Origin of the sequence: Ensifer sp. ENS06 (genome assembly GCF_014852205.1) — a bacterium.
GTDB classification, from domain to species: Bacteria; Pseudomonadota; Alphaproteobacteria; order Rhizobiales; family Rhizobiaceae; genus Ensifer; species Ensifer adhaerens.
In genome coordinates, this window is sequence record NZ_JACVBC010000005.1 from 351,143 (window position 1) to 370,676 (window position 19,534).

Annotated in this window: 17 protein-coding genes; 6 read left to right on the forward strand and 11 right to left on the reverse strand. The window is 60.9% G+C overall.

All coding sequences use genetic code 11. The features are described 5' to 3' along the window. Positions 1–100 precede the first annotated feature (100 nt). The 4 genes from IB279_RS20685 to IB279_RS20700 are packed head-to-tail and all read left to right on the forward strand — an operon-like array spanning position 101 to position 2,307. Positions 101–622 carry a phage tail protein gene (locus tag IB279_RS20685; protein ID WP_192339729.1) on the forward strand — a complete coding sequence of 174 codons (522 nt, stop codon included), beginning with the start codon at positions 101–103 and terminating at the stop codon, positions 620–622. Between the two features lie 21 nt (positions 623–643). Further along, positions 644–1,174 (forward strand): phage tail protein, encoded by a 531-nt coding sequence (locus IB279_RS20690; protein ID WP_060529400.1) that lies wholly within the window; start codon positions 644–646, stop codon positions 1,172–1,174. A 33-nt stretch (positions 1,175–1,207) separates the two neighbouring features. Then, positions 1,208–1,744, forward strand: a complete 537-nt coding sequence (locus IB279_RS20695) for a phage tail protein (protein WP_060610265.1) — start codon at positions 1,208–1,210, stop codon at positions 1,742–1,744. Then, positions 1,741–2,307, forward strand: a complete 567-nt coding sequence (locus IB279_RS20700; RefSeq protein ID WP_110819753.1) for a GNAT family N-acetyltransferase — start codon at positions 1,741–1,743, stop codon at positions 2,305–2,307. The genes IB279_RS20695 and IB279_RS20700 overlap by 4 nt, the downstream gene beginning before the upstream one ends. A 15-nt stretch (positions 2,308–2,322) precedes the next feature. Here the strand turns inward: IB279_RS20700 and IB279_RS20705 are convergent, their stop codons facing one another. The 8 genes from IB279_RS20705 to IB279_RS20740 all read right to left on the reverse strand — a co-directional run bounded on the left by IB279_RS20705 (position 2,323) and on the right by IB279_RS20740 (position 13,797). Beyond that, entirely contained in the window at positions 2,323–2,616 is a 294-nt protein-coding gene (locus IB279_RS20705) for a DUF6916 family protein (RefSeq protein WP_110819752.1), read from the reverse strand. Positions 2,617–2,802: 186 nt separating this feature from the next. Then, the gene (locus tag IB279_RS20710) at positions 2,803–3,714 is read right to left on the reverse strand and encodes an NAD-dependent epimerase/dehydratase family protein (protein WP_192339731.1); all 912 of its coding nucleotides are present in this window, start codon (positions 3,712–3,714) and stop codon (positions 2,803–2,805) included. Positions 3,715–3,974: 260 nt separating this feature from the next. Continuing rightward, positions 3,975–4,826, reverse strand: a complete 852-nt coding sequence (locus tag IB279_RS20715) for an ATP-binding protein (RefSeq protein ID WP_192339733.1) — start codon at positions 4,824–4,826, stop codon at positions 3,975–3,977. 343 nt (positions 4,827–5,169) lie between these two features. Then, complete coding sequence (locus IB279_RS20720; RefSeq protein WP_192339736.1) at positions 5,170–6,300, reverse strand: glycosyltransferase; 1,131 nt, start codon at positions 6,298–6,300, stop codon at positions 5,170–5,172. A 212-nt stretch (positions 6,301–6,512) separates the two neighbouring features. After that, positions 6,513–7,736, reverse strand: coding sequence for a glycosyltransferase family 4 protein (locus IB279_RS20725; protein ID WP_113295001.1), 1,224 nt, complete (start codon positions 7,734–7,736; stop codon positions 6,513–6,515). Between the two features lie 40 nt (positions 7,737–7,776). After that, on the reverse strand, positions 7,777–9,930 hold the full coding sequence (locus IB279_RS20730; RefSeq protein ID WP_112984713.1) for a nucleoside-diphosphate sugar epimerase/dehydratase: 2,154 nt from the start codon (positions 9,928–9,930) through the stop codon (positions 7,777–7,779). A 766-nt stretch (positions 9,931–10,696) separates the two neighbouring features. After that, the gene (locus IB279_RS20735; RefSeq protein WP_226020765.1) at positions 10,697–11,977 is read right to left on the reverse strand and encodes an HlyD family type I secretion periplasmic adaptor subunit; all 1,281 of its coding nucleotides are present in this window, start codon (positions 11,975–11,977) and stop codon (positions 10,697–10,699) included. A gap of 38 nt (positions 11,978–12,015) precedes the next feature. Then, complete coding sequence (locus IB279_RS20740; RefSeq protein WP_192339738.1) at positions 12,016–13,797, reverse strand: type I secretion system permease/ATPase; 1,782 nt, start codon at positions 13,795–13,797, stop codon at positions 12,016–12,018. Positions 13,798–14,048: 251 nt separating this feature from the next. On the opposite strand from IB279_RS20740, the gene IB279_RS20745 reads away from it, so the two are divergent. Beyond that, positions 14,049–15,239 carry a calcium-binding protein gene (locus IB279_RS20745; RefSeq protein ID WP_060610239.1) on the forward strand — a complete coding sequence of 397 codons (1,191 nt, stop codon included), beginning with the start codon at positions 14,049–14,051 and terminating at the stop codon, positions 15,237–15,239. Positions 15,240–15,329: 90 nt separating this feature from the next. Here IB279_RS20745 and IB279_RS20750 read toward each other — a convergent pair whose 3' ends face one another. The 3 genes from IB279_RS20750 to IB279_RS20760 form a co-directional block, all read right to left on the reverse strand. Next, positions 15,330–16,028: an HAD family hydrolase gene (locus tag IB279_RS20750; RefSeq protein WP_162727296.1), complete on the reverse strand. Its 699-nt coding sequence runs from the start codon at positions 16,026–16,028 to the stop codon at positions 15,330–15,332. Between the two features lie 4 nt (positions 16,029–16,032). Beyond that, positions 16,033–17,004, reverse strand: coding sequence for an ATP-grasp domain-containing protein (locus IB279_RS20755; RefSeq protein WP_192339741.1), 972 nt, complete (start codon positions 17,002–17,004; stop codon positions 16,033–16,035). 87 nt (positions 17,005–17,091) lie between these two features. Then, entirely contained in the window at positions 17,092–17,997 is a 906-nt protein-coding gene (locus tag IB279_RS20760; protein WP_192339743.1) for a methionyl-tRNA formyltransferase, read from the reverse strand. A gap of 428 nt (positions 17,998–18,425) precedes the next feature. On the opposite strand from IB279_RS20760, the gene IB279_RS20765 reads away from it, so the two are divergent. Continuing rightward, entirely contained in the window at positions 18,426–19,511 is a 1,086-nt protein-coding gene (locus IB279_RS20765) for a glycosyltransferase (protein WP_060521000.1), read from the forward strand. Positions 19,512–19,534 lie beyond the last annotated feature (23 nt).

Below are 19,534 nucleotides of genomic sequence, written 5' to 3' on the forward strand. Positions count from 1 at the left end.
AGAAAGAGTCCGCACACCCCCCTTTCCAAGTTACGCGTTATGAGGGAGAGTGCGAAGAAGGCGCAAACTAGAGTCGTTGAGATTATCGGAAGGGGCAGCGATGACCGAGGTCTATGTCGGGCAGATCATGATGACCGGATTTGGTTTTGCGCCGAAGGGTTTTGCTCTCTGCAACGGCCAGGTGATGGCAATCGCCCAGAATCAGGCCTTGTTTTCCCTGCTGGGCACTTTCTACGGTGGCAACGGCACGACAAACTTTATGCTTCCAAATTTGCAAGGCCGCACGCCTGTGTCTTACGGCAATTCTCTCGATCCAAGCTGGCAACCTACCACCGCGATGGCGGAGATTGGCGGCGTGGAGACCGTGACATTAAATACGCAGCAGATCCCCTCGCATCTTCATCAGGGCAATGGAACGACTGCCATTGGAGATCAACGTGCGCCGTCGCTCTTCGGTACGACGACCCTGCCGATCTATGCGCAACCCGGTGGATCTCAGGTGCCTTTATCGTCCCAGACCATCGCGCCTGCGGGCGGTGGGCAGCCGCACGCGAATATGCAACCCTTCAACGTCATCAACTTCTGCATCGCGCTGTCGGGCGTCTACCCGTCGCGCAACTGAACTCAGCCACCGGAGGTAAGCATGAGCACTCCCTATGTCGGGGAAATACGGATATTCGGGTTCCCCCGGGTTCCCACCGGTTGGCAGACCTGCGACGGTTCGCTGCTTTCGATCGCAGAATATGAGATGCTTTACACGCTGCTCGGGACCACCTACGGCGGAGACGGCCAGTCAACATTTCGTGTGCCTGACCTACGCGGCCGCGTGCCGATGCACTGGGGCACGGGTCAGGGCCTGACGACGCGGGTGCTCGGTCAGATTGCTGGCACCGAAAACGTGACACTGGTCAGCACCCAACTCCCACCGCATGGCCACCCGATAGTCGCAACGACGGCCACTGCCGACGCCACTGCGGTCGGGCCGACTGTCATGTTAGGAGCGGTTGCCAGCGACACACTCTACGCAACGGACGTGAGCGGCCTGACCGGGCGCGGGACGTCGCCGAATTCGACCAGCCCCACAGGCGGCAGTCAGCCTCATGACAACACGATGCCGACGCTGACGACGCACTTTTGCATTGCATTATACGGAATCTTTCCGCAGCAAAGTTGATTCGGGCCTGTATTTCACAATAAGGGGATAAGAATGACAGAGCCTTTCATTGGCGAGATCCAGCTCTTCAGTTTCAATTACGCACCCTATGGTTGGGCGTTCTGCAACGGACCGTTGATGCCCATCCAGCAAAATACGGCGTTGTTCTCGCTCATCGGTACGTCGTATGGCGGCAACGGTCAGAGCAATTTCCAGTTGCCGAACTTTGCCGGACGCGCACCGTGCAATCAGGGGACAGGTCCAGGTCTTACGCCCCGGACGATCGGAGAGGTCTTCGGGACACAGAATGTTACCCTGCTTTCAACTGAAATGCCGGCACATACGCATTCACTGACCATCTACAACCAGACAGACGGGACGAAAAGAGCGAGTACGCCGTCAGCCGGAAACTCGCTCAGTCTGCCAACGGAGCACACGGTCATGGCGGTGAGCACTGCCCAACCGGATGCCCAGTTTGCTCCTTCCATGATCGGTCTGTCGGGTGGAAACCTCCCGCACGAAAATCGACAGCCTTACCTGGCGGTAAATTTCTGCATCGCGCTTAACGGCAACTTTCCGTCGTTCGGGTGAAGCCGCACACTGACATTGCCGCGGTCGATTTTCCGATCCGGTCTGATCCACTCCGATTGGAGGTGCAGGGCACTTCCCTGCGCCATGCCTGCACGAACGACATTGCGTTCCTGCTCGAGCTTTACTCGTCGTTTCGGGCGGACGAACTGGCGGCCGTGCCATGGTCGCCTGAGCAGAAGCAGGTCTTTCTCGAACAACAATTTATCGCCCAACATCGCCACTACCGGTCGGTCTATCCGGACGCGGACTATCTCGTTGTCGAAATCGGAGACAAGCCGGTCGGCCGGCTCTATCTGGACGCGGAAAAGGAGCGCTGGCTCATCGTCGACATCGGATTCCTGCCTGAGTGGCGCCGCCAGGGCAAAGGCACAGCCTTACTGACGGCTATTCAGCGTGAGGCCGCAACCTCAAAGGCGTGCGTTCTCACCTTGCATGTCGAACAACGAAACTTTCGAGCCCAAGCGCTTTATCAGCGCCTTGGATTTCGGGGCATCAACGATGTCGGCTCGCATATCAAGATGGAGTGGTCGCCCGGCGATTTCGACGAAGCGGAGCCCCGCTGACCGCCCACTTCAGCGTCAATTGAAAACGGCCTGGTAGACAATACCCTGCTTGTCGCGGGCAACCGGCACGAGAAAAATGTCCAGTGCGCCGAGCGACGCATTTTTAAGCCGGTAGATCTGTTGCGGCAGCACGATCGCTGAACCGCTGCGGAAGATCAGCGAAAAGGGCGCGCGAAGCATGCCCGGCAAGATCGGCGTCGTACCGGGTGTGGCTTCCGCAAGTGTCAAAGGCACCGTGCTCTCACCAAGGGACAGATCGAACTCCTGACCGACGCAACCCGCGAAATGTTGAAGCGTCAGCAGTTCCATGCGCAGATCCCCTCGATGATTCCCGTTTGGGTCGTTTCCGGCGTTTCTACACCATGGAAGTTGAACACAAAAGTCTCAAGGGCGAGGAATGGCACGCACCATGCTTTGAACAGCAAGAGGACGCCAATAGCGCGATCGCCCCCACTCCGCAGCAGGCGAGCATCGCCGCCCGCTCTGCCATCGAGATCACTGCAGCAGTCGCGCGAGCCCGGCCCGAAGGTCGGTCACGCAGCGATAGTCGATTTTTGCGTGAAGCGCTTCGACGCACCCCCGCGAGCGCCTGACTTCACCCAACAGGCCGTCGATATAGGTGATGTCCGAGCGGCTGCCGGTTTCCTCGATCATGATCCGCGCAAGGTCGCTGATCGATGTCTCGACACCGCTGCAAACATTGACGATGCGCGCGCCCGTGTCCCAGCGGCCAAGCGCGTGCAGCAAAGCCTCCACAACGTCGTCCACATGGACGAAATCGCGGGTCTGACGGCCATCCCCATGGATCGTGATGTTTTCACCGCGCTCCAGCCGTGCGGCGAACTTCGCGATCACTCCGGAATAGGGAGACGATGGATCCTGCCCCGGCCCGTAAACGTTGAAGAAACGCAGACCCAGGCTCGCTATGCCGTAGACCTCATAGGCAGACCGCGCGTGAAGTTCGCAGGAAAGCTTGTCCGCACCATAAGGCGACAACGGAATGCAACGTCCGGCTTCCGAAAGCGGCAATTCCTGGCTTGCCCCGTAAACCGCAGCCGATGAGGCATAGACAAGCGGAAAATGAGCCCCGGAGTGGGCAAGTTCCTCGATGATCGTGAGGAACCCCGTTATGTTGATTGCGTGCGATGACGTCAGTTGCCGCTTGCATCGCTCGACCGAGGAGATCGCCGCCAAATGGATGCAGGCGTCCACATTGGCGAGCGCACGGCGCACGGCGTCGCGGTCGAGCACCGACCCTTCGATGAAGGTCGCAGCCTGCGGGACGTTTTCTCGCTTTCCCGAACTCAGATCATCAAGGACGGTCACGTCATGGCCGGCCTTTACCAGCCGACGCGCGAGGTGTCCGCCAATGAAGCCGGCTCCACCGGTAACCAGTATCCTGTTCAAGCCGTTTTCCCTCGCGACACCTCATCGCGATCGGAGGCGCCTGGATCTTAAGTGTAGGTGGATTCCTGAGCCGCCGAGCCGACCGTGGAGCGCGACCGGCACTCGGCCAGTGCGTCCGCGACCGGACCTTCCGTCTGGGTTGCAATCTTCCTTGTCGCCCAGACGGCGTCAAGGCTCCCGCAGCCAGGTTTACCGTTTCGCAGAGACTTGAGAAGGAACAAGGCTAAGGCTTGCCCTCGAGAAGACCTATAGGGAGAGCGTCAGGGCGCTGGACAGCCGAGGATCAGGTCTTCAACCTCGGATCCGGAGCCGACGCGCATCAGCACCGTAAACGTGCCGTCGGCGCCCACTTCGAAAAGCGTGCCCCCGTTTTCGCCCTTCTCGTTCGTCCGGGTCACAATCAGCAGGCTTCCAGCGCCGCTCAGATAGGATCGAATGTTGGACACTGCCGACCGGATCTGCGCGGTAGAGAAGTAACTCCTGTTGAGAATGTTCGCGGCTCTGACGAGATCGAAGCGGCCGGCGAAATCCGGTGAGCGTCGCATGATGTCATCCTCGACAAACGCGATGGAATCGTCACGCGATAACGACCGGGTGATCATCTGGACCGGCTCGCTCCTTCCGCTGCGGATCAGCGCGCGCAGGCGCGGCTGCAGCATGGATTTCGCCAGATGCCGCGGGATGAAGGCAAGGGAGACATAGTCGAGCCGTCGGATCCAGGGCCGGATCGCAAGACCGGCGACATCATATTGCAGCGGCCAGCCTTCCGGATCGGCAAGAACGCGAAACCCCGGCGCCACCTCGACGATGTGCGCGTCGATGAAGAGATCGGTGGCTGTGATCTTCGGCTTCGCCCCGCAGGCCTCCAGGTATCGCAATAGCTCGACCGTCGTCACACCGGTAGAAACACCGACATCGAGCACCTCCCGCAACTGCGTCGCCCGCTGCGAAAGCAAGGGCCTGAATGCGGTTTCCAGCTCGCGAAAGCGCGACGGCTGCGTGAGTTTGAAGGTGCCGTTTCGCATCTTCAGTTTTGCGAAGAACTCCGACTCCCGGACCCAGTCCGTCGAGCCGTCGTTTCCAGAATAAAATTGCCGGGCGCTCATCACCATGGTCGGACAACCTGTAAAAATTGCCTGCGGCTCTCGAACCCAGAGGGCACCTGGCAGCGACCGAATACTTTGCCGCCTGCCTTTCCAGACAGGGGCTCAGCGCCCGCTACAGTGATCCCGAGGGTAGATTGGCCGACATCGGCTCCCAAAACATGAAAACGACAACAGTTAATTTCAGTATATTCGAAAACAATGCAGGGATAATACCAACTCCCCCGGAGATTCCAAGTTACATTTCAGCAGTTGCTTTCAAATGAGCCGCTGCGTCATGCCATGCCCCCGTTCGCCAGATCGTGCCGCCTTCTTTCTTCTCTGCTTTCCTCCGGCCGAACGCAACGACGACTCAGCGCAGGTCCTGTGAAGGGTGCGAGGAACGGTGGAACCGAGGGGCGCCGGCATCTGCGCCGGCCGCCGTCAATGACGGCGGACCGGGCTTGATCAGCTCGTAAAGGTCCTCGTAGCACGAGACGGTCCGGTCGATTGAAAAGGCTTGTGCACGGTGGCGCGCATAGGCCGTCGCATTGCGATACCTCTCATCATCGCTGGTAAGTTCGCGAATGCGGTCGGCGAGTTGCCCGTGGTTCTTCGCCGGGAACCGGTAGTCGTCGTTGTCAACGACCACGGCCAGCCCTCCGACATCGCTGACCAGGACCGGCAGGTCCGACGCCATCGCCTCAACCACGGCCACCCCGAAGCCCTCCCAATGGGACGATTGCACATAGAGATCAAGGCGGCTGAGGAACGCCGGGATATCCCGGACCAGCCCGGAAAAGTGGACGCGCTCGCGCAGACCCAGAACCCCGGCCAGTTCTTCGACGATCGGTCGACGGTCCCCCACACCGGCAAAGACCGCATGGACATTGTCCGGAAGCCGCTGCAGGGCCCGCACGATGGTTTCCTGGTCCTTCTTCTCCGTGAAACTTCCGACCATGCCTATGTAAAAGAGCCCATCCTCTCTCGGCTTGCGGTCGCGCGCCGACGCAAACCGGTCCAGGCTGACACCGTTTTCGACGATGTGGATTTTCGCGGCCATGGGCGCCAACCATTCGGACAGGTGGTCGCGGACAGGTGCGCTGATTGCCGCAACGCAGTCATAACGGCCATAGACCCACCGTTCGATACCTCGCAGCCACCGCCTCGCCCTTCGGCGGTTCCAGGTGTTGTGTTCGGTGTAGATTTTCCGAAAAGGCAGAAACGCGCAAAAATAGAGGGACGGAAACAGGTGGACGTGCACGACGTCCGCCGCCCGCATCGCGCGCCATGTTCTGGCAATCGAACGGGGGCTCGACAGCTTGACCGCAATGATCTTCACTGCAGCAAAAGCCGCGTCCTCCAGGAGTTCGTTGTTTGCTCCCTTCCACACGATCACCGTTGCCGAAAACCGCGCCTGCCGCTGCGCCATTTCCACGACCAGGCGCTCGGCGCCGCCGTTTCCGTTAAGGTCGTTGATGATGTGAACGACGCTGCCCGCCATTGTAAGACGATCGCCTCAAATATTCCTCAAAGGCGATTATGCATAGCAATGATCAATTCAACAACTATTAGTAATGTATACATCGAAAATATGAGTTTCCCATTGGCGCGTTAGAAACGCGCGCAGCCGAAAAGTTGCTGACAAAGCATCGTCGCGGTTGTTCTTTCTTGTCGAACACTCTCGACTATTTTGGACAAGATGAAATATTCCTGTCAGATCAATGCCATGCGCTCAAGAAGCAGCTTGTTCACGGCATGCACATCAAACTTTGACTGGGCCAGTTCCCGAGACCTGAGCCCCATGTCTGTGATCAGTGAAGGCGCCCTCAGGAAGCGGCACATGGCTTCGGCCAGTTGCTTGGCGTTGCGCGGCTCCACAAGGTAACCATTGAGCCCGTCGACCACTGTCTCGTCGCAGCCCGGCAGATCGGTTGTGACGATCGCGCGCCCGGTCGACATCGCCTCAAGAATGCTGCGCGGTATGCCCTCGCGATAGTAGGACGGAAGGACGAAGACGCTGCAATCGCTGAGATGCGGGCGCACATCCGTGGTTTCGCCGAGATAGTTCAGGCTGCCGTCCTTGACCCATCCATCGATGGTTTCAGCGGAGATCGCCGCCGGACTGGGATCGAACTGTCCCAGAAGACGAAATTCGGCCTCCGGGAACTGCTGGCGAACGAGGCGCGCAGCCTCGACATACTCGCTGATCCCTTTGTCCTTCAGCAGGCGGGCGACAAGCAGAAAAACCGGCCGCCCGCGAGGCGGGCTCGAAAAGGCATAGTGGTCGAGGTCGACCCCTGAGCCCGGCACGAGCGTCAGCGCGCGCTGGTCGGAAATCAGCCTGCAGCTCTCGATATCAGCCGAATCCGCACGATTATAGGCAAAGACCCCGCCGGCCCCCTTGAGCGCCAGCCGGTAGAGCAGCACGCTCAGTTGCTTGATGCGGCGCCCGACCCACCGCTTTCCTGCGGCCTCCGAGTAGACATGGCCAAGGCCGGTCACGAGAAAATACCGTCGCTTGACGCCGGCCAGACGAGCGGCAATGCCGCCGTAGACGATCGGCTTCATCGTATAGGGGATCACGACATCGATCTGCCGCGAGCGTAACAGCCGCCAGTAGGACCAGAGCGTCGCGAGATCCGTCAGTGGGTTGAGCCCTGTGCGGCTCATGGGCGAGCGCACGAACTCTACACCGATCGCGGCAAGCTGCCGGACGACGTCCTCGTCCTGCTCCGGCCCGACGGCCAGGACCGAATGGCCGGCCTCCACCAGGCGCCGCAGCAACTCCAGGCGAAAATTGGTGAGCGAGCGACTGTAGCTCGAAAGCACCGCGATCCGCTGTTTCGGGACCACGCCGGCAACCGCCGATCCCGCGGCGGCAGCCGCCCGCTGTGGCGGCAGCCTGACCGGAGAATAGTCGCTCGCGTCAATCAACATCAGGGCGCGCTCCATACAAGCGTTCGAAAGATCGTACAGATCACATCGGCATCGGCGTCGAAGGCGGCCCCCGCCTAAGGCTCGACAGCGCTGCTTGCAGGACATCGTCGGTGAGATGCGCGGCATCGGCGTCGGCGGCCACTTCCTCCCCGTCGTCCGACGAGGGCGCGCCAGCCGTGCCTTCAGCCGGATGTTTGTCGAAGCCGGGAATGAGGCTGTTCATGATCGCAAAGACCATCGCCTGATCGCCGAGTTCAGCAAAGAGCTTCAGGCGCGCGAACATCTCCTTGAGCGTCGCCAGGGGCACGGCGTTCGGCATCGCACCGAGCACACCGGGAATAGGTGAACTGATGCGTTGCTCGCCGCTGTCGAACAGCTCCTCATAGAGCTTTTCGCCGGGCCTGAGACCGATGATCTCGATATCGATATCCTTGCCCGGCGTAAGGCCGGCAAGCCGGATCATCCGCTTGGCGATGTCGATGATCTTGATCGGCTCATTCATGTCCAGAACGAAAATCTCGCCCTTGCCGATTTCGCCTTCCAGACCATAGGCAGAAGCCTGCAGCGTCAGTTCGACGGCTTCACGAATGGTCATGAAGAAGCGCGTCATGCGCGGATCTGTTACCGTCAGCGGACCACCCTTGGCGATCTGCCGCTTGAACAACGGGATCAGCGAGCCGCTCGATCCGAGCACGTTGCCGAAGCGAACGGTCATGAAGCGCGGGCCGGAACCCTTCTTCAGGCAATGAAGGTCGAGCGCCTGGCAATAGAGTTCGGCCAGCCGTTTGGTCCCGCCCATCACGCTCGTCGGGTTGACGACCTTGTCGGTCGACACCTGCACCATCGCCTGCACTTTGAAGCGGCGGGCGGCGTTCGCGACGTTCATCGTGCCGATCACATTGGTCAGCACGCCCTCGCAAGGGTTAAGCTCCACCATCGGCACATGCTTGAGAGCTGCGGCATGGAAGACCAATTCCGGCCGGTACTTGGCAAAGACGTCGTTGACGCGATTGGCCCGGCGTACGTTGCAAAGGTTTGCCGTCCGCTTGACGGCCGGATAGCGCTCGCCGAGTTCCATGTCGATCGCATAGAGATTGTATTCGCAGTTCTCGACGAGGATGAGTTCGGCCGGTTCACGCGCCGCCACCTGCAAGGTGAGTTCGCTGCCGATCGAACCACCGGCGCCGGTGATCAGGACGCGCCGACCGCGGACGAGGCGAAGAATTGCCTCGTTGTCGAGGGCTGCCTGCGGGCGCTCCAGAAGATCCGTCAGCTCGATCGAGCGTAGTTCGAAACGGCTTTCCTGCTTGGCGCTCTTGAGTTCCGTGATCTGCGTCAGGCGCGATACGGTCATGCCACGCGCTTCGGCGCGCCGCATCACATCCTCAGCGGCTTCGCCGAACGCCGAAAGCGCTTCGGTAAAGACGACATGGCGCGGCAACTGTCCACTTTCTGCGAGTGCGCAGACCACAGTTTCGAAATCGCTGAGCGCGCCAAGGATCGGAATGCCGCGCAAGGTCATGTCCGTATGCTCCGGCGTCACTTCCAAGCAGCCGACCGGCTTATGGCTGCAATGTGGATCGCGGCGGAGCGCTCTCAGATAGAGATCTGCCGCATGGCCGCTGCCGACGAGCAAGGTCGGGATGCGGTCGGCATTGTCCTCGGCGATCGGCTGCCGCCGCGTTGGGCGCAGCGCCAGTTCGTCGAGCCGGAAGCTCAGTCGCGAAGCCGAAAGGAATGCGGTCAAGAGCAGCGCCTCGAGCGGCACAACGCTTCGCGGCATATCCTGGAGCCGGTTCGCAAAGAACGACATCAACACCAGCGCCGCCGAACTGATCAAGACGGCCTGAAGGATTGAGCGCAGGTCCGAGACGGAGCAGTAGCGCCAGTCGCGAGCGTACAATCCCGCAATCGGAAAAGCGAGCGCACAGGCCAGAAGATATTGCGGTCCGGTCGTTAGCAGCGCCCAGATAAGCTCCGGTCGCGTCGACATGGCGTCGAAGCCGTAGCGCAGAAAAAAGGCGGCCACGAGCGCCAGGGCTGCAGACGCGATGTCCATCGCATAGAGCACGCGCGATCGACGAACCTGCTTGACCGACGATACGGTCGTTCTTGCCGCCAGGCGCAGAAGCGCACGTCCGACGGCAGCAAACCAGGTGAATATGGTGAGGAACCTTGCCCAGTATCTCGCCATTGACGGCGGAGACGGGGCGACGGCTTGCGTGGGCTGGGCAGCGGCCTCGTTGCGATGCATGCGACACCCTTCGATCCATAGAACGCCAGTCAACCGCCGCGCCGAGAACGGACGGACGAATGACGCGCCTTGAGACGTCATGTCTCGTTGAATTTGTTTGGAATAAACTTCTGATACCGATCAGATCATACAAAGTTACCTGAAATTTATTTTATCTATGCACTGATACAAGCTTTGGTCTTAGCAATAAAATACGCCAACTTCGCCAAAACTCTCGCACGCCAAAAACTGCGTGTAAATTATCTTTTCGTTTTATCGGAAGCAATTTCCCTAATTATCTTAGAACTCAATAGTATTACTGCAAATTAATCCATAATCCTTTGGGATTAACTAGCGACCATTCCATCACCAAGGAGACAGAATGCACCGCTCAAAAGAAAGACATAAAACTTAAGATACGAAAGCAAGTCCGCGTCTTTTTTAATATTAAATGGACGATAATTTTCTCGCATGAAATAATGGTCAGAACACTAGAAAGAACACCCGAGGATATACATCGGATAAATCTTGGCGCATCTGGAAATGGCACTCCAATACCCCAGCATGCAGCCTGGAACCGCTCTCAGGTGACGATCGAGGGGCTCCGACAGGAACTCGCCGACCACCGGAAACGGACCAGCCATCCGGACATGCAAAGAGCGCGTCCCTGCGACCTCAGTCTAAATGTCGACCCACTGCATTCCCGCCCCGGAAAGACCTTGTGGGGTCATTCCCCCGCAAAGGCGCGTCGATAGGAGTCGGAAATCGGCCGGATCAGATACTCAAGGAAGGTGCGGTCGCCGAGTTCGATAAAGGCGTCGATCGGCATCCCCGGATGCAGCTGCTCCATGCGCACGCCGGGCGGCAGCGGCGTATCCAGGCGCAACACGGCCCTGTAATAGGGCTCGCGCGTCGCCGGATCGGTGAGGCGGTCGGCAGAAACATGGGCAACCGTCGCAGAAACCTCTGGCGTCAAGCTGGTATTGAGCGCCGAGAGGCGGACCCTTGCCGGCTGACCGACATGGACGACGTCGATGTCCTGCGGATGAATACGCGCGTCGACGACCAAGTCCCCTGTCGGCAGGATCTCCATGATCTTCTCGCCGGGACCGACGACACTGCCGACGGCATTGTAGACCGAGGCGACGACGACGCCGTCCACCGGCGCTTTGACGACGGTGCGCTCGAGCACACGGCGCGCGGCTTCGACTTGTTCTTCCACGTCGGCAAGCCCGGTCTTCACCTCGTTCATCGCGGTCACCGCCTGCTCGACGCGCTGGGTCTTCAGCCGTTCGATCTGCTCACGCGCTTCTGCGACTTGGGTGCGGCTCGACGAGGATTCTGCCTGCAGCATGCCGACCTGGCCGAGCAGGTCCGCTTCGACGCGAAGAAGCTGCGTGTACTCCGTGCGGTTCGTCAGCCCCTTTTCCAGGAGATTGAACTTTCGCTCGGCTTCACTGCGCACGATCTGCGTCTGCTTCTCGACGGCCGCCTTCTGCGCGGCCAGGCCATCGAGCGCATCGTTGATGCTTTCGACCCGTTGCTGCAGAATAACGGTCTCGGAGGTGAAGCGGGCAAGCCGGGTCTGAAACTCCTTCACCTGCTCTTCGGTCAGGTCACGGCTTGCGGCCGACATCGTGGCTGGCGCGTTGCCGATCGCGATCGTCAGGTCCCGCCGCCCGTCCCGTTCGGCGGCAAGGCGCGCCTCCCGCGCCTTCAGCGCCACCCATTGCTTGGCAAGGCGGTTGAGCTGCGTGCGGGCGACGGTGTCGTCGAGGACCACGAGCGTCTGCCCCCTTGCGACCGCATCGCCCTCGCGAACCGCGATTTCGCTGACGATCCCGCCTTCCAGATGCTGCACGAGAACATTGCGGCCCGTGGCCGTGATCGTGCCGGAAGCGACCGCGGCACCGGAGAGCGGCGCCGTTGCCGCCCAATAGCCGAAACCGGCAAGGATAAGAACAAGCGTCCCATAGCCGAGCCGGGCGACCAGCCCGGTATCGGTCACGATTGTCTCCCGCCAGGAGCGCCGAGTGGTCGCCGCCGTCATGGCCGATCCCCGGTTCTGCCAGGCAGGAAGGCGGAAATGTTTGTCGGCGGCGGGTTCGCCTGTCGCTTGACAGCCGCCGCCTTTGCCGCCCGGTCCGCCCTTTCGGACTGCGCCCGACGCGCCACCTCGTCCGTTGGACCGAAGTCATCAATCCTGCCATTCTTCATCACCAGGATCCGGTCACACGTCGTGGCGATCGAAATGCGGTGCGTGACAATGACGACCGTGACGCCGCGCGCTTTCGCGTCTCTCAGCGCCCGTCCGAGTGCCGCTTCCCCTTCGCTGTCGAGGTTGGCGTTCGGCTCGTCGAGAACAAGAAGACGCGGGGAGCCGTAGAAGGCGCGCGCAAGCCCGATGCGCTGCCGCTCGCCGCCGGAGAGATTGTTGGAACCGGGCCCGATCGGGGTCTGATAGCCCTTCGTCTGCGACAGGATGAGATCATTGGCATGAGCCGCGCGCGCGGCCGCAACGACCGCCTCGTCGGCTGCATCCGGCTCGAAGCGAGAGATATTGGCGGCGATCGTGCCCGGCAGCAGCTGCACGTCCTGTGAGAGATAGCCGATGAGGCCGCCGAGCTGCGCCGCGTCCCATGTTCTCAGATCCGCACCGTCGATGGTGATCGAGCCCGCTGTCGGGGCAACGGCGCCGGTCAGAAGCCGCGCGAGCGTCGATTTGCCCGCCCGGCTCGGGCCGACCACTGCAACGCTTTCGCCGGCAGCGATCGTGAAATTCAGCCGTTTCAGGATCGGCTCAGGGTCGGCTCCGGCGTCGGGCGAAACATAGAGCAAATCACGCACGGCGATATCGCCGGCGGGGTTCGGCAGCAGAAGCTTGCGGCTATCGACACTGCCGGCCTCGATCACCTTTTCGAACCGCGACCAGGCGCTGCGCGCATCCATTGCCTGCTTCCAGATCCCGACCAGCTGATCGAGCGGCTGCAGCGCGCGTCCCGATAGGATCGACGACGCGAAAATCATGCCGGCAGTCATCTGCCCCTTTAAGACGAGGGTCGCGCCAACAGCGAGGATCGCCATCTGCAGGATCATTCTGATCGATCGCGATATGCCGCCGAAGATTGCGTTGACGACGAGGCTTCCGTCCGCTGCCGCGGTCGCGGCGGCAAACTGGCGGCCCCAGACCTCACCGACATTGTTCGTCATGCCCATCGCACGCACAGTCTCGGCATTGCGGCTGAACATCTGCGCCGTGAGATTAGCGCTGGTTATACGCTCCTGCGCGAACTGCGACGCCTTCTTGTTCATGTACTGATTGAGGAAAACCAAAAGCAGGATCACGATCGCGCCGATCGTCGTCATCAAAAAGAGCAGCGGATGCAGGAGATAAAGGAGTGCGGCGAACACCGGCGAGAACGGCAGGTCAAAGAGGACCGGCGTGCCGCGTGAAGCGACGAAGCCTCTAACGGTCGCAAGATCGCGCAAAGGCTGGATATCGCCCGGTTCCCGGCCCGTTGCCGCGACCACGTTCGCAAACGCGGCCGCCCCGAGCTCGCTGTCGAGCTTGGCCGCCATGCGCACCGCATAGATCGCCCGAATCACATCGAGCAGGCCGAGGAACGCGAAGGCAAGGAACGCGATAATCGTGAGATAGACGAGCGTTTCGATGCTCGAAGAGGGCAAAACCCGATCATAAACCTGGATCAGGAATAGCGGCGAGGTCAGTGCCAACACGTTGACGACCGTCGAGAACAAGCCGAGATCTATGACGCTGCGCCGGAACGCAGATCGTAAACTGCCGCTTGTGATTCTGTTGTCTACCATGCTGCAACGACACCGTTTCCAGGAATTTGAGTGGGGCCGTATCGATGGAAGTGTTCCCCGATGTCAACGTGCCGGAGGTTGAGTAGGCACTATACATCTGTTGTAGCGGTTGCTTATAGATGCTATTTTAGACCCCCACCATTTAACACGACAGATCACAGTTTTCACACGCTAAGGTCGCTTGCTGTCATTGCGCGGCGGTCGGTAAAAGCAACGGCGCGTATTCTGCCCCACTAATAAAGGATGGAAACATGATCGTTAAGGGAAGACCCGTAGCTGACACGCTTTATGGCACGAACGTAGCTGACACAATTTATGGATATGGCGGCGACGATAGCCTTTGGGGCTATGCCGGAGACGACTATCTCGACGGTGGCGACGGCAACGACCGCATGTACGGTGGCGACGGCAACGACTTCTTCAAGGCCGGTCCAGGCGACGATTATGCTGAAGGCGGCGTCGGCAACGACTCCTTCGATGGCGGCCTTGGCAACGACCACTTCGTCGGTGGCCTGGGCAACGACATCTTCGACGGCGAGGACGGCGACGACATCCTCGACGGCGGCGATGGCCACGACACCATGCTCGGCGGCGCCGGCAACGATACCTTCTACGGCGGCGCCGGCGAGGAATATATCGATGGTGGCGCTGGCAATGACATTATCTATGCCGGCGACGGCAATGACGGTTTCGTCAACCGCGTCAACCCGGCAACCGGCCAGGTAACGACGCAGGCCGTCGGTGGCGGTGCCGGCGACGACTACATCTATGGCGAAGGCGGCAACGACGCGCTCAAGGGCCAGTCCGGCAATGACCATGTCTATGGCGGCATCGGCGATGACCGGGTCGACGGCGGCGACGGCGACAACTATCTCGATGGCGGCGACGGCAACGACATTCTCGATTCCGAGAGCGGTCGCGACGAGGCCCATGGCGGTGCCGGCGTCGACAGGATCAGCGTCGGCGCAGGCGACGACCTCGTCTACGGTGATGGCGGCAACGACAGCATCAGCGGCGAAGACGGCAACGACACGCTGAATGGCGGCGATGGCGATGACCTGTTCTATGGCGGCTCGGGCAACGACACGATCCGCGGCGATGCCGGCAGGGATACCCTGATCGGCGACACCGGCTCAGACTTCCTCTGGGGCGGCGCTGACGCCGACCGCTTCGTGCTCAAGGGCGCGGGCGCACTCGATGGACGGGATACCATCATGGACTACCAGGATGGTCTCGATCGCATCGTGCTCGAAAAGCTCGGCATCACCCGCTACGCCAACACAGGTGGTCCCGGCACGGTCTATGCCTATGACGACCCGAGCGGCGACGTGATCCTGAAGGCACAGGATTCGGCCGGCCACGCCTTCCAGATCGTCGTCGACGATCCGAACGGTACCCTGTCTGCGGCCAACTTCAGCGCGGCGGACTTCACCTTCGCATAAAATACCGGCGGCCGCGGGTTTGAATACGCGCTCCGCGGCCGCCACTTCCGCCAGTTCCTGCCTGTATTGGCAGTCCAGTTCGCGAAAAGCTCACCGAGATACCGCTTCACCAGCGGCGAGTGACTGCAATGCCTCGTCCAGTTCGTCTAGATCGCTGATCCGCCTATCGGCTTGGTGCGCCTCGTCCGGCGCCGCCGTGCGGTGAACCCGCGCTTCGCGCGCGACCATCACAGTTTGCCATCCGCGCCGGCGTGGCGTGACGAAATCCTTGAGCGGATTGTCGGCGATGTAGACGAGATTGTCCTGCTTGACGTCCGCCCAGCTCTCGATCGCCTCATAGGCTCGTGCATGCGGCTTCCAGAATTCTCTCCCCCAAAGATCAGTGAAGATCACCCGGTCGACCAAAGTTTCGAGCCCCAGCGCCTTGACCTTGGCCTGTTGCGTAGCCGCTGGCCCGTCGGTGATGATCGCCCTTCGGCCGACGCGCGCACGCTCCAGATAGCGGCGAGCATCGTCGGCGAGAGCTATCTCCGGCCGGTGTCCGCGGTAGACGGCAACCAACTGGCCGACCAACGCTTCGTCGACGGCAATGCCCATCGCTGCCAGCGCCGTATCGAAAACGCGTCCGCTGTGCCCGCTCGCAGCAGCTGCCTCGCAATGCCCGGCAAAGCCTTCCGCGCCCAGATGGCTCGCCAGCCAGGCATCAACGGCCCTGAAGCCGCTTACGGCAAAATCCCGCTCCAGATAGAGCGTATCGTCGAGATCGAAGACAAGCACCTGCTCGCCCATCCGCCTATCCCCTGAAGACCGCTGCATCGTATCGCAGCATCAGCACACCTTCTCGCCAATCGTCGTGGGCCGTTCTCGGCAAGTCTGCCACTTCCTCCAGCAGCCATTGGGCAAAGGTCGCGCCGGCATGATCCACAAGCGGATAGCCGCCGCCGAAACGGGCGTTGATTTCGATCACCCGCGGGCCGGTGAGCCGATCGTCCATGACCTGGAAACAGAACGCACCGCGCAAGTCCGGCAACGCCCGCAAGATACCCTCAGCCATCGCCCGATGCGCCGTATGTCGCTCGGTAACGCCTTTTTCGACTTCGCCTGCCCTAATGCGCAATCGCCGATGCGAAATGACCGACTGCAATGTGCCGCCGTCATCGACGAACGCATTGACCGTATGCTCCGGGCCGTCCAGATATTGCTGCAGGATCATCGGCTCTGCGGTCGTTTCAGGCAGATCGGCCATTGAGCGCACCATGCTGATCGAGCGGCTTGCGCTCCCGGCATTGGGCTTGAGGAACAGCGGCCAGTCCCAGCGGGAGAGCTCGCCGCGAACCTCCTCCAGCATGCCGGTTCGCGGGACCGGAACCCCGGCCGCGTCGAGCACACGCATGGTTTCGAGCTTGTCGCGCACAACGTCGATGACCGGCGAAGTGCTCACATGCACGCGGCAATCGAAGCGGGCGAAATCCCCCGCCGCTGCCGCAAGCGGCACCAGTTCGGGATCGATCGTTGGTACGAGCAGGCGCACATCATGCGCCCGCGCGATCTCCGCCAGGCGGCCCGTGAACTCCGGGTGATTGTAGGCGGGTACCGCGAAAGCCCGGTCTGCAACGGCACAGGCCGCGCTCAGGTCGGGATCAAGATCGCAGGCCAGAATCTGGAGATCGATGTCCAGCGCGCGCGCTGCCCGGCGAAAACACTCGATCAGGCCAACACGCCTTCCCGCGGAAGAGACAAGGATCTTGAACGATCGGTACGCCATACACGCCTTCTCCTTGACTGTTAGGACGAGGGGCCAAGGCAATCACTGTGGCCCCGCCTGACTGAACCCGATGCACTGCCCGTGCGATTACGCTCCCAACTTGCTGTGCACCGGGGGGCGCCGGCCGTCGGCCGTGCGCCACGCGGTTACCTCGATGCACTGCCGATCTCCGCACATGACGGTAAAGCCATCCGCCGTATGGGTCTGAACTTGCGCGGCAAGGCCGATGTAACGGAAGGAGTCCGCGAAGGGCCGCGCCGCATCGATATGGACGACCTTTCCGTCCGGGCGCGAGAAGGCGCCGGGATAGGGCTCGCCGACCGCCCTGATCAGTCGCAGCACCTCCACTGCCGGGCGCTGCCAATCGATCAAACCATCCTCGGCGACACGCTTTGCACAATAGTTTGCCAGGCCGTGGTCCTGCTCCATCCGCGGCGCCTTGCCGGCTGCGGCCAATTCAACGGCCTCCGGCACCATCTCCGCCAGATTGCGCACATGCTTACCGTAGAGACTACGCGCGGTCTCATCCGGCGCGACGGAAAACAGACGCTGCAGAATGATGGGGCCGGAATCCGTGCCCTCGTCAATCCAGAAGAGCGACGAACCCGTGGTCTTTTCGTCAAGCAGGATGGTCCAGGGGATAACACCCCTGCCTCTCAGACGCGGCAGCGCCGACGGGTGAAACCCGATCACGCCCAGCCGCGGGATGGCACGGAAGGCCTCACGGCAGATCTGCGACCAGCCGAGGACCAGGACGAGGTCCGGGGCGCTCGCGCGGATGGCTGCGAGCGTGTCTTCGGCGTTCACGTTGGTCGTATGGCAGACCGCGCTGCCTGCCGCGCGCGCCGGCGTCGTCAAGTCCGCGAAATCGGAATGGCGATCCGCAGCCTCCGGCGGCAGCGTAACCACCAGGGACGGCAGCATCCCCTTCGCCAACAGGGCATTGAGCGCGATTAGGGATCCTTCGACGGCACCAACCAGAGCAAAACGCATTTTGGTTCTCAAATGCACAATGTGTCAGAGCGCAATATACAACTCGGATCACAACCAAGGGAAGAAATAACCCATCCGGGCGATATTAATGTATTTCAAGTATGATATGACGGAATGCTATTTCAGAGCCGGGCTATACTGCAAGAGAATAATTGCATGACAGTGTCTGCCGTTGTATCTTGAAATCACTGCTTTTCTAGGGTGCGCCCTGGAAGGCCAATTTAGAGTACGAACCTATTTCAGAAATGATCGCGTCCGATGTGTCCTCCAAAATCGAGGCAATAGGAAGTTAATGTCCTGGCGTGCATAGCGCGCCCAGGAATTTAATGCTTGTGACCAGCGCCGGGATACACACCAGTGTGCCCTGTCGTCAGGCTCAGGGAATGCGGAGGAAGGCCCAAACGGCGGCGCAACTTCGGATCCACGGTATGATATTGCATTTGATCACTAATTTCAGCGCAAGCGCCGGAGCTGAGACGATGCTCGCGCGCCTGCTCAAGGCGTCGTCTGACGAACGCGTCATGGTCGTATCGCTGCTCGATGTCTCGGCGCGAAACCGTGACCTCGCGGACAATCCGCGCGTCGAGTATGTGGCGCTCGGCGCACACTCGCTCCCGGCCATTCTGCAGGGCACGATGCGGCTTGCCAATATCATCCGCCAGGAAAAGCCGAGTGTCATGCTTTGCTGGATGTACCACGCCATGGTGGTCGGCACGGTCGCTGCCAAACTTGCGCGACGGGCAACGCCGGTCATCTGGAATGTTCGCCAGTCGCTGGATGATATCGCCTCGCTGTCGCGGAGCTCGCACATGGCGATCGCCGCTGCCCGCGCGCTCTCCGGCTCGGCCTCCGGCATCATCTACAATTCGTCGCGCGCCCGCGAAATGCACCGCGCCTATGGCTACCGCAACCTGAATTCGGTCGTCATCCCGAACGGCTTTGAAATTCCGGCGGTGGCGGCAGGCCACGAAGCACCGCCCCGGCGGATCGGGATCGTCGCGCGTTTTCACCCGCAGAAGGATCACGCCACCTTCTTTCGCGCCGCCGCCTCGGTGTTGCGCACCCATCCTGACACGCGCTTTCTCGCCGCCGGACGGGGACTAGCCTGGGACAATCCCGAAGTCGTCCAGCTGATTGCAGATGCGGGATTGCCAAGCGAGGCCATCGACCTCAGGGGCGAAGTCGCGGACATGGAGGATTTCTACCGCAGCATCGACATTCTCGCCCTGTCCTCCAGGACAGAAGGCTTTCCGAACGTCGTTGCCGAGGCGATGAGCTACGCAAAAATGGTGGTGGCAACGGACGTCGGTGACGCGGCTGAGGTTGCCGGCAATGCCGGAATCGTCGTGCCCGCCCGCAATCCCGAGGCCTTTGCCGACGCCATGCGCAAGGTGCTCGACCTTTCGCCGGAGGAGTATGCCCGCTACGCGCTTCTCGCCCGCGATCGTATCGAAAGCGAATACACGCTGCACAACATCGAACGGCGTTACTCCAATTTCCTGAGGAACTTCTAGCAGCCACCGCACGGCTCAAGCTG

Excerpts from the sequence above, each read along its gene's own strand:
- IB279_RS20750 (WP_162727296.1), bottom strand. The coding sequence starts at position 16,028 with ATGGGCGAGCAGGTGCTTGTCTTCGATCTCGACGATACGCTCTATCTG.
- IB279_RS20685 (WP_192339729.1), top strand. The coding sequence starts at position 101 with ATGACCGAGGTCTATGTCGGGCAGATCATGATGACCGGATTTGGTTTT.
- IB279_RS20705 (WP_110819752.1), bottom strand. The coding sequence starts at position 2,616 with ATGGAACTGCTGACGCTTCAACATTTCGCGGGTTGCGTCGGTCAGGAG.
- IB279_RS20695 (WP_060610265.1), top strand. The coding sequence starts at position 1,208 with ATGACAGAGCCTTTCATTGGCGAGATCCAGCTCTTCAGTTTCAATTAC.
- IB279_RS20725 (WP_113295001.1), bottom strand. The coding sequence starts at position 7,736 with ATGTTGATTGACGCGAGCGACTATTCTCCGGTCAGGCTGCCGCCACAG.
- IB279_RS20715 (WP_192339733.1), bottom strand. The coding sequence starts at position 4,826 with ATGGTGATGAGCGCCCGGCAATTTTATTCTGGAAACGACGGCTCGACG.
- IB279_RS20690 (WP_060529400.1), top strand. The coding sequence starts at position 644 with ATGAGCACTCCCTATGTCGGGGAAATACGGATATTCGGGTTCCCCCGG.
- IB279_RS20745 (WP_060610239.1), top strand. The coding sequence starts at position 14,049 with ATGATCGTTAAGGGAAGACCCGTAGCTGACACGCTTTATGGCACGAAC.
- IB279_RS20730 (WP_112984713.1), bottom strand. The coding sequence starts at position 9,930 with ATGGCGAGATACTGGGCAAGGTTCCTCACCATATTCACCTGGTTTGCT.
- IB279_RS20755 (WP_192339741.1), bottom strand. The coding sequence starts at position 17,004 with ATGGCGTACCGATCGTTCAAGATCCTTGTCTCTTCCGCGGGAAGGCGT.
- IB279_RS20760 (WP_192339743.1), bottom strand. The coding sequence starts at position 17,997 with ATGCGTTTTGCTCTGGTTGGTGCCGTCGAAGGATCCCTAATCGCGCTC.
- IB279_RS20765 (WP_060521000.1), top strand. The coding sequence starts at position 18,426 with ATGATATTGCATTTGATCACTAATTTCAGCGCAAGCGCCGGAGCTGAG.
- IB279_RS20740 (WP_192339738.1), bottom strand. The coding sequence starts at position 13,797 with ATGGTAGACAACAGAATCACAAGCGGCAGTTTACGATCTGCGTTCCGG.
- IB279_RS20720 (WP_192339736.1), bottom strand. The coding sequence starts at position 6,300 with ATGGCGGGCAGCGTCGTTCACATCATCAACGACCTTAACGGAAACGGC.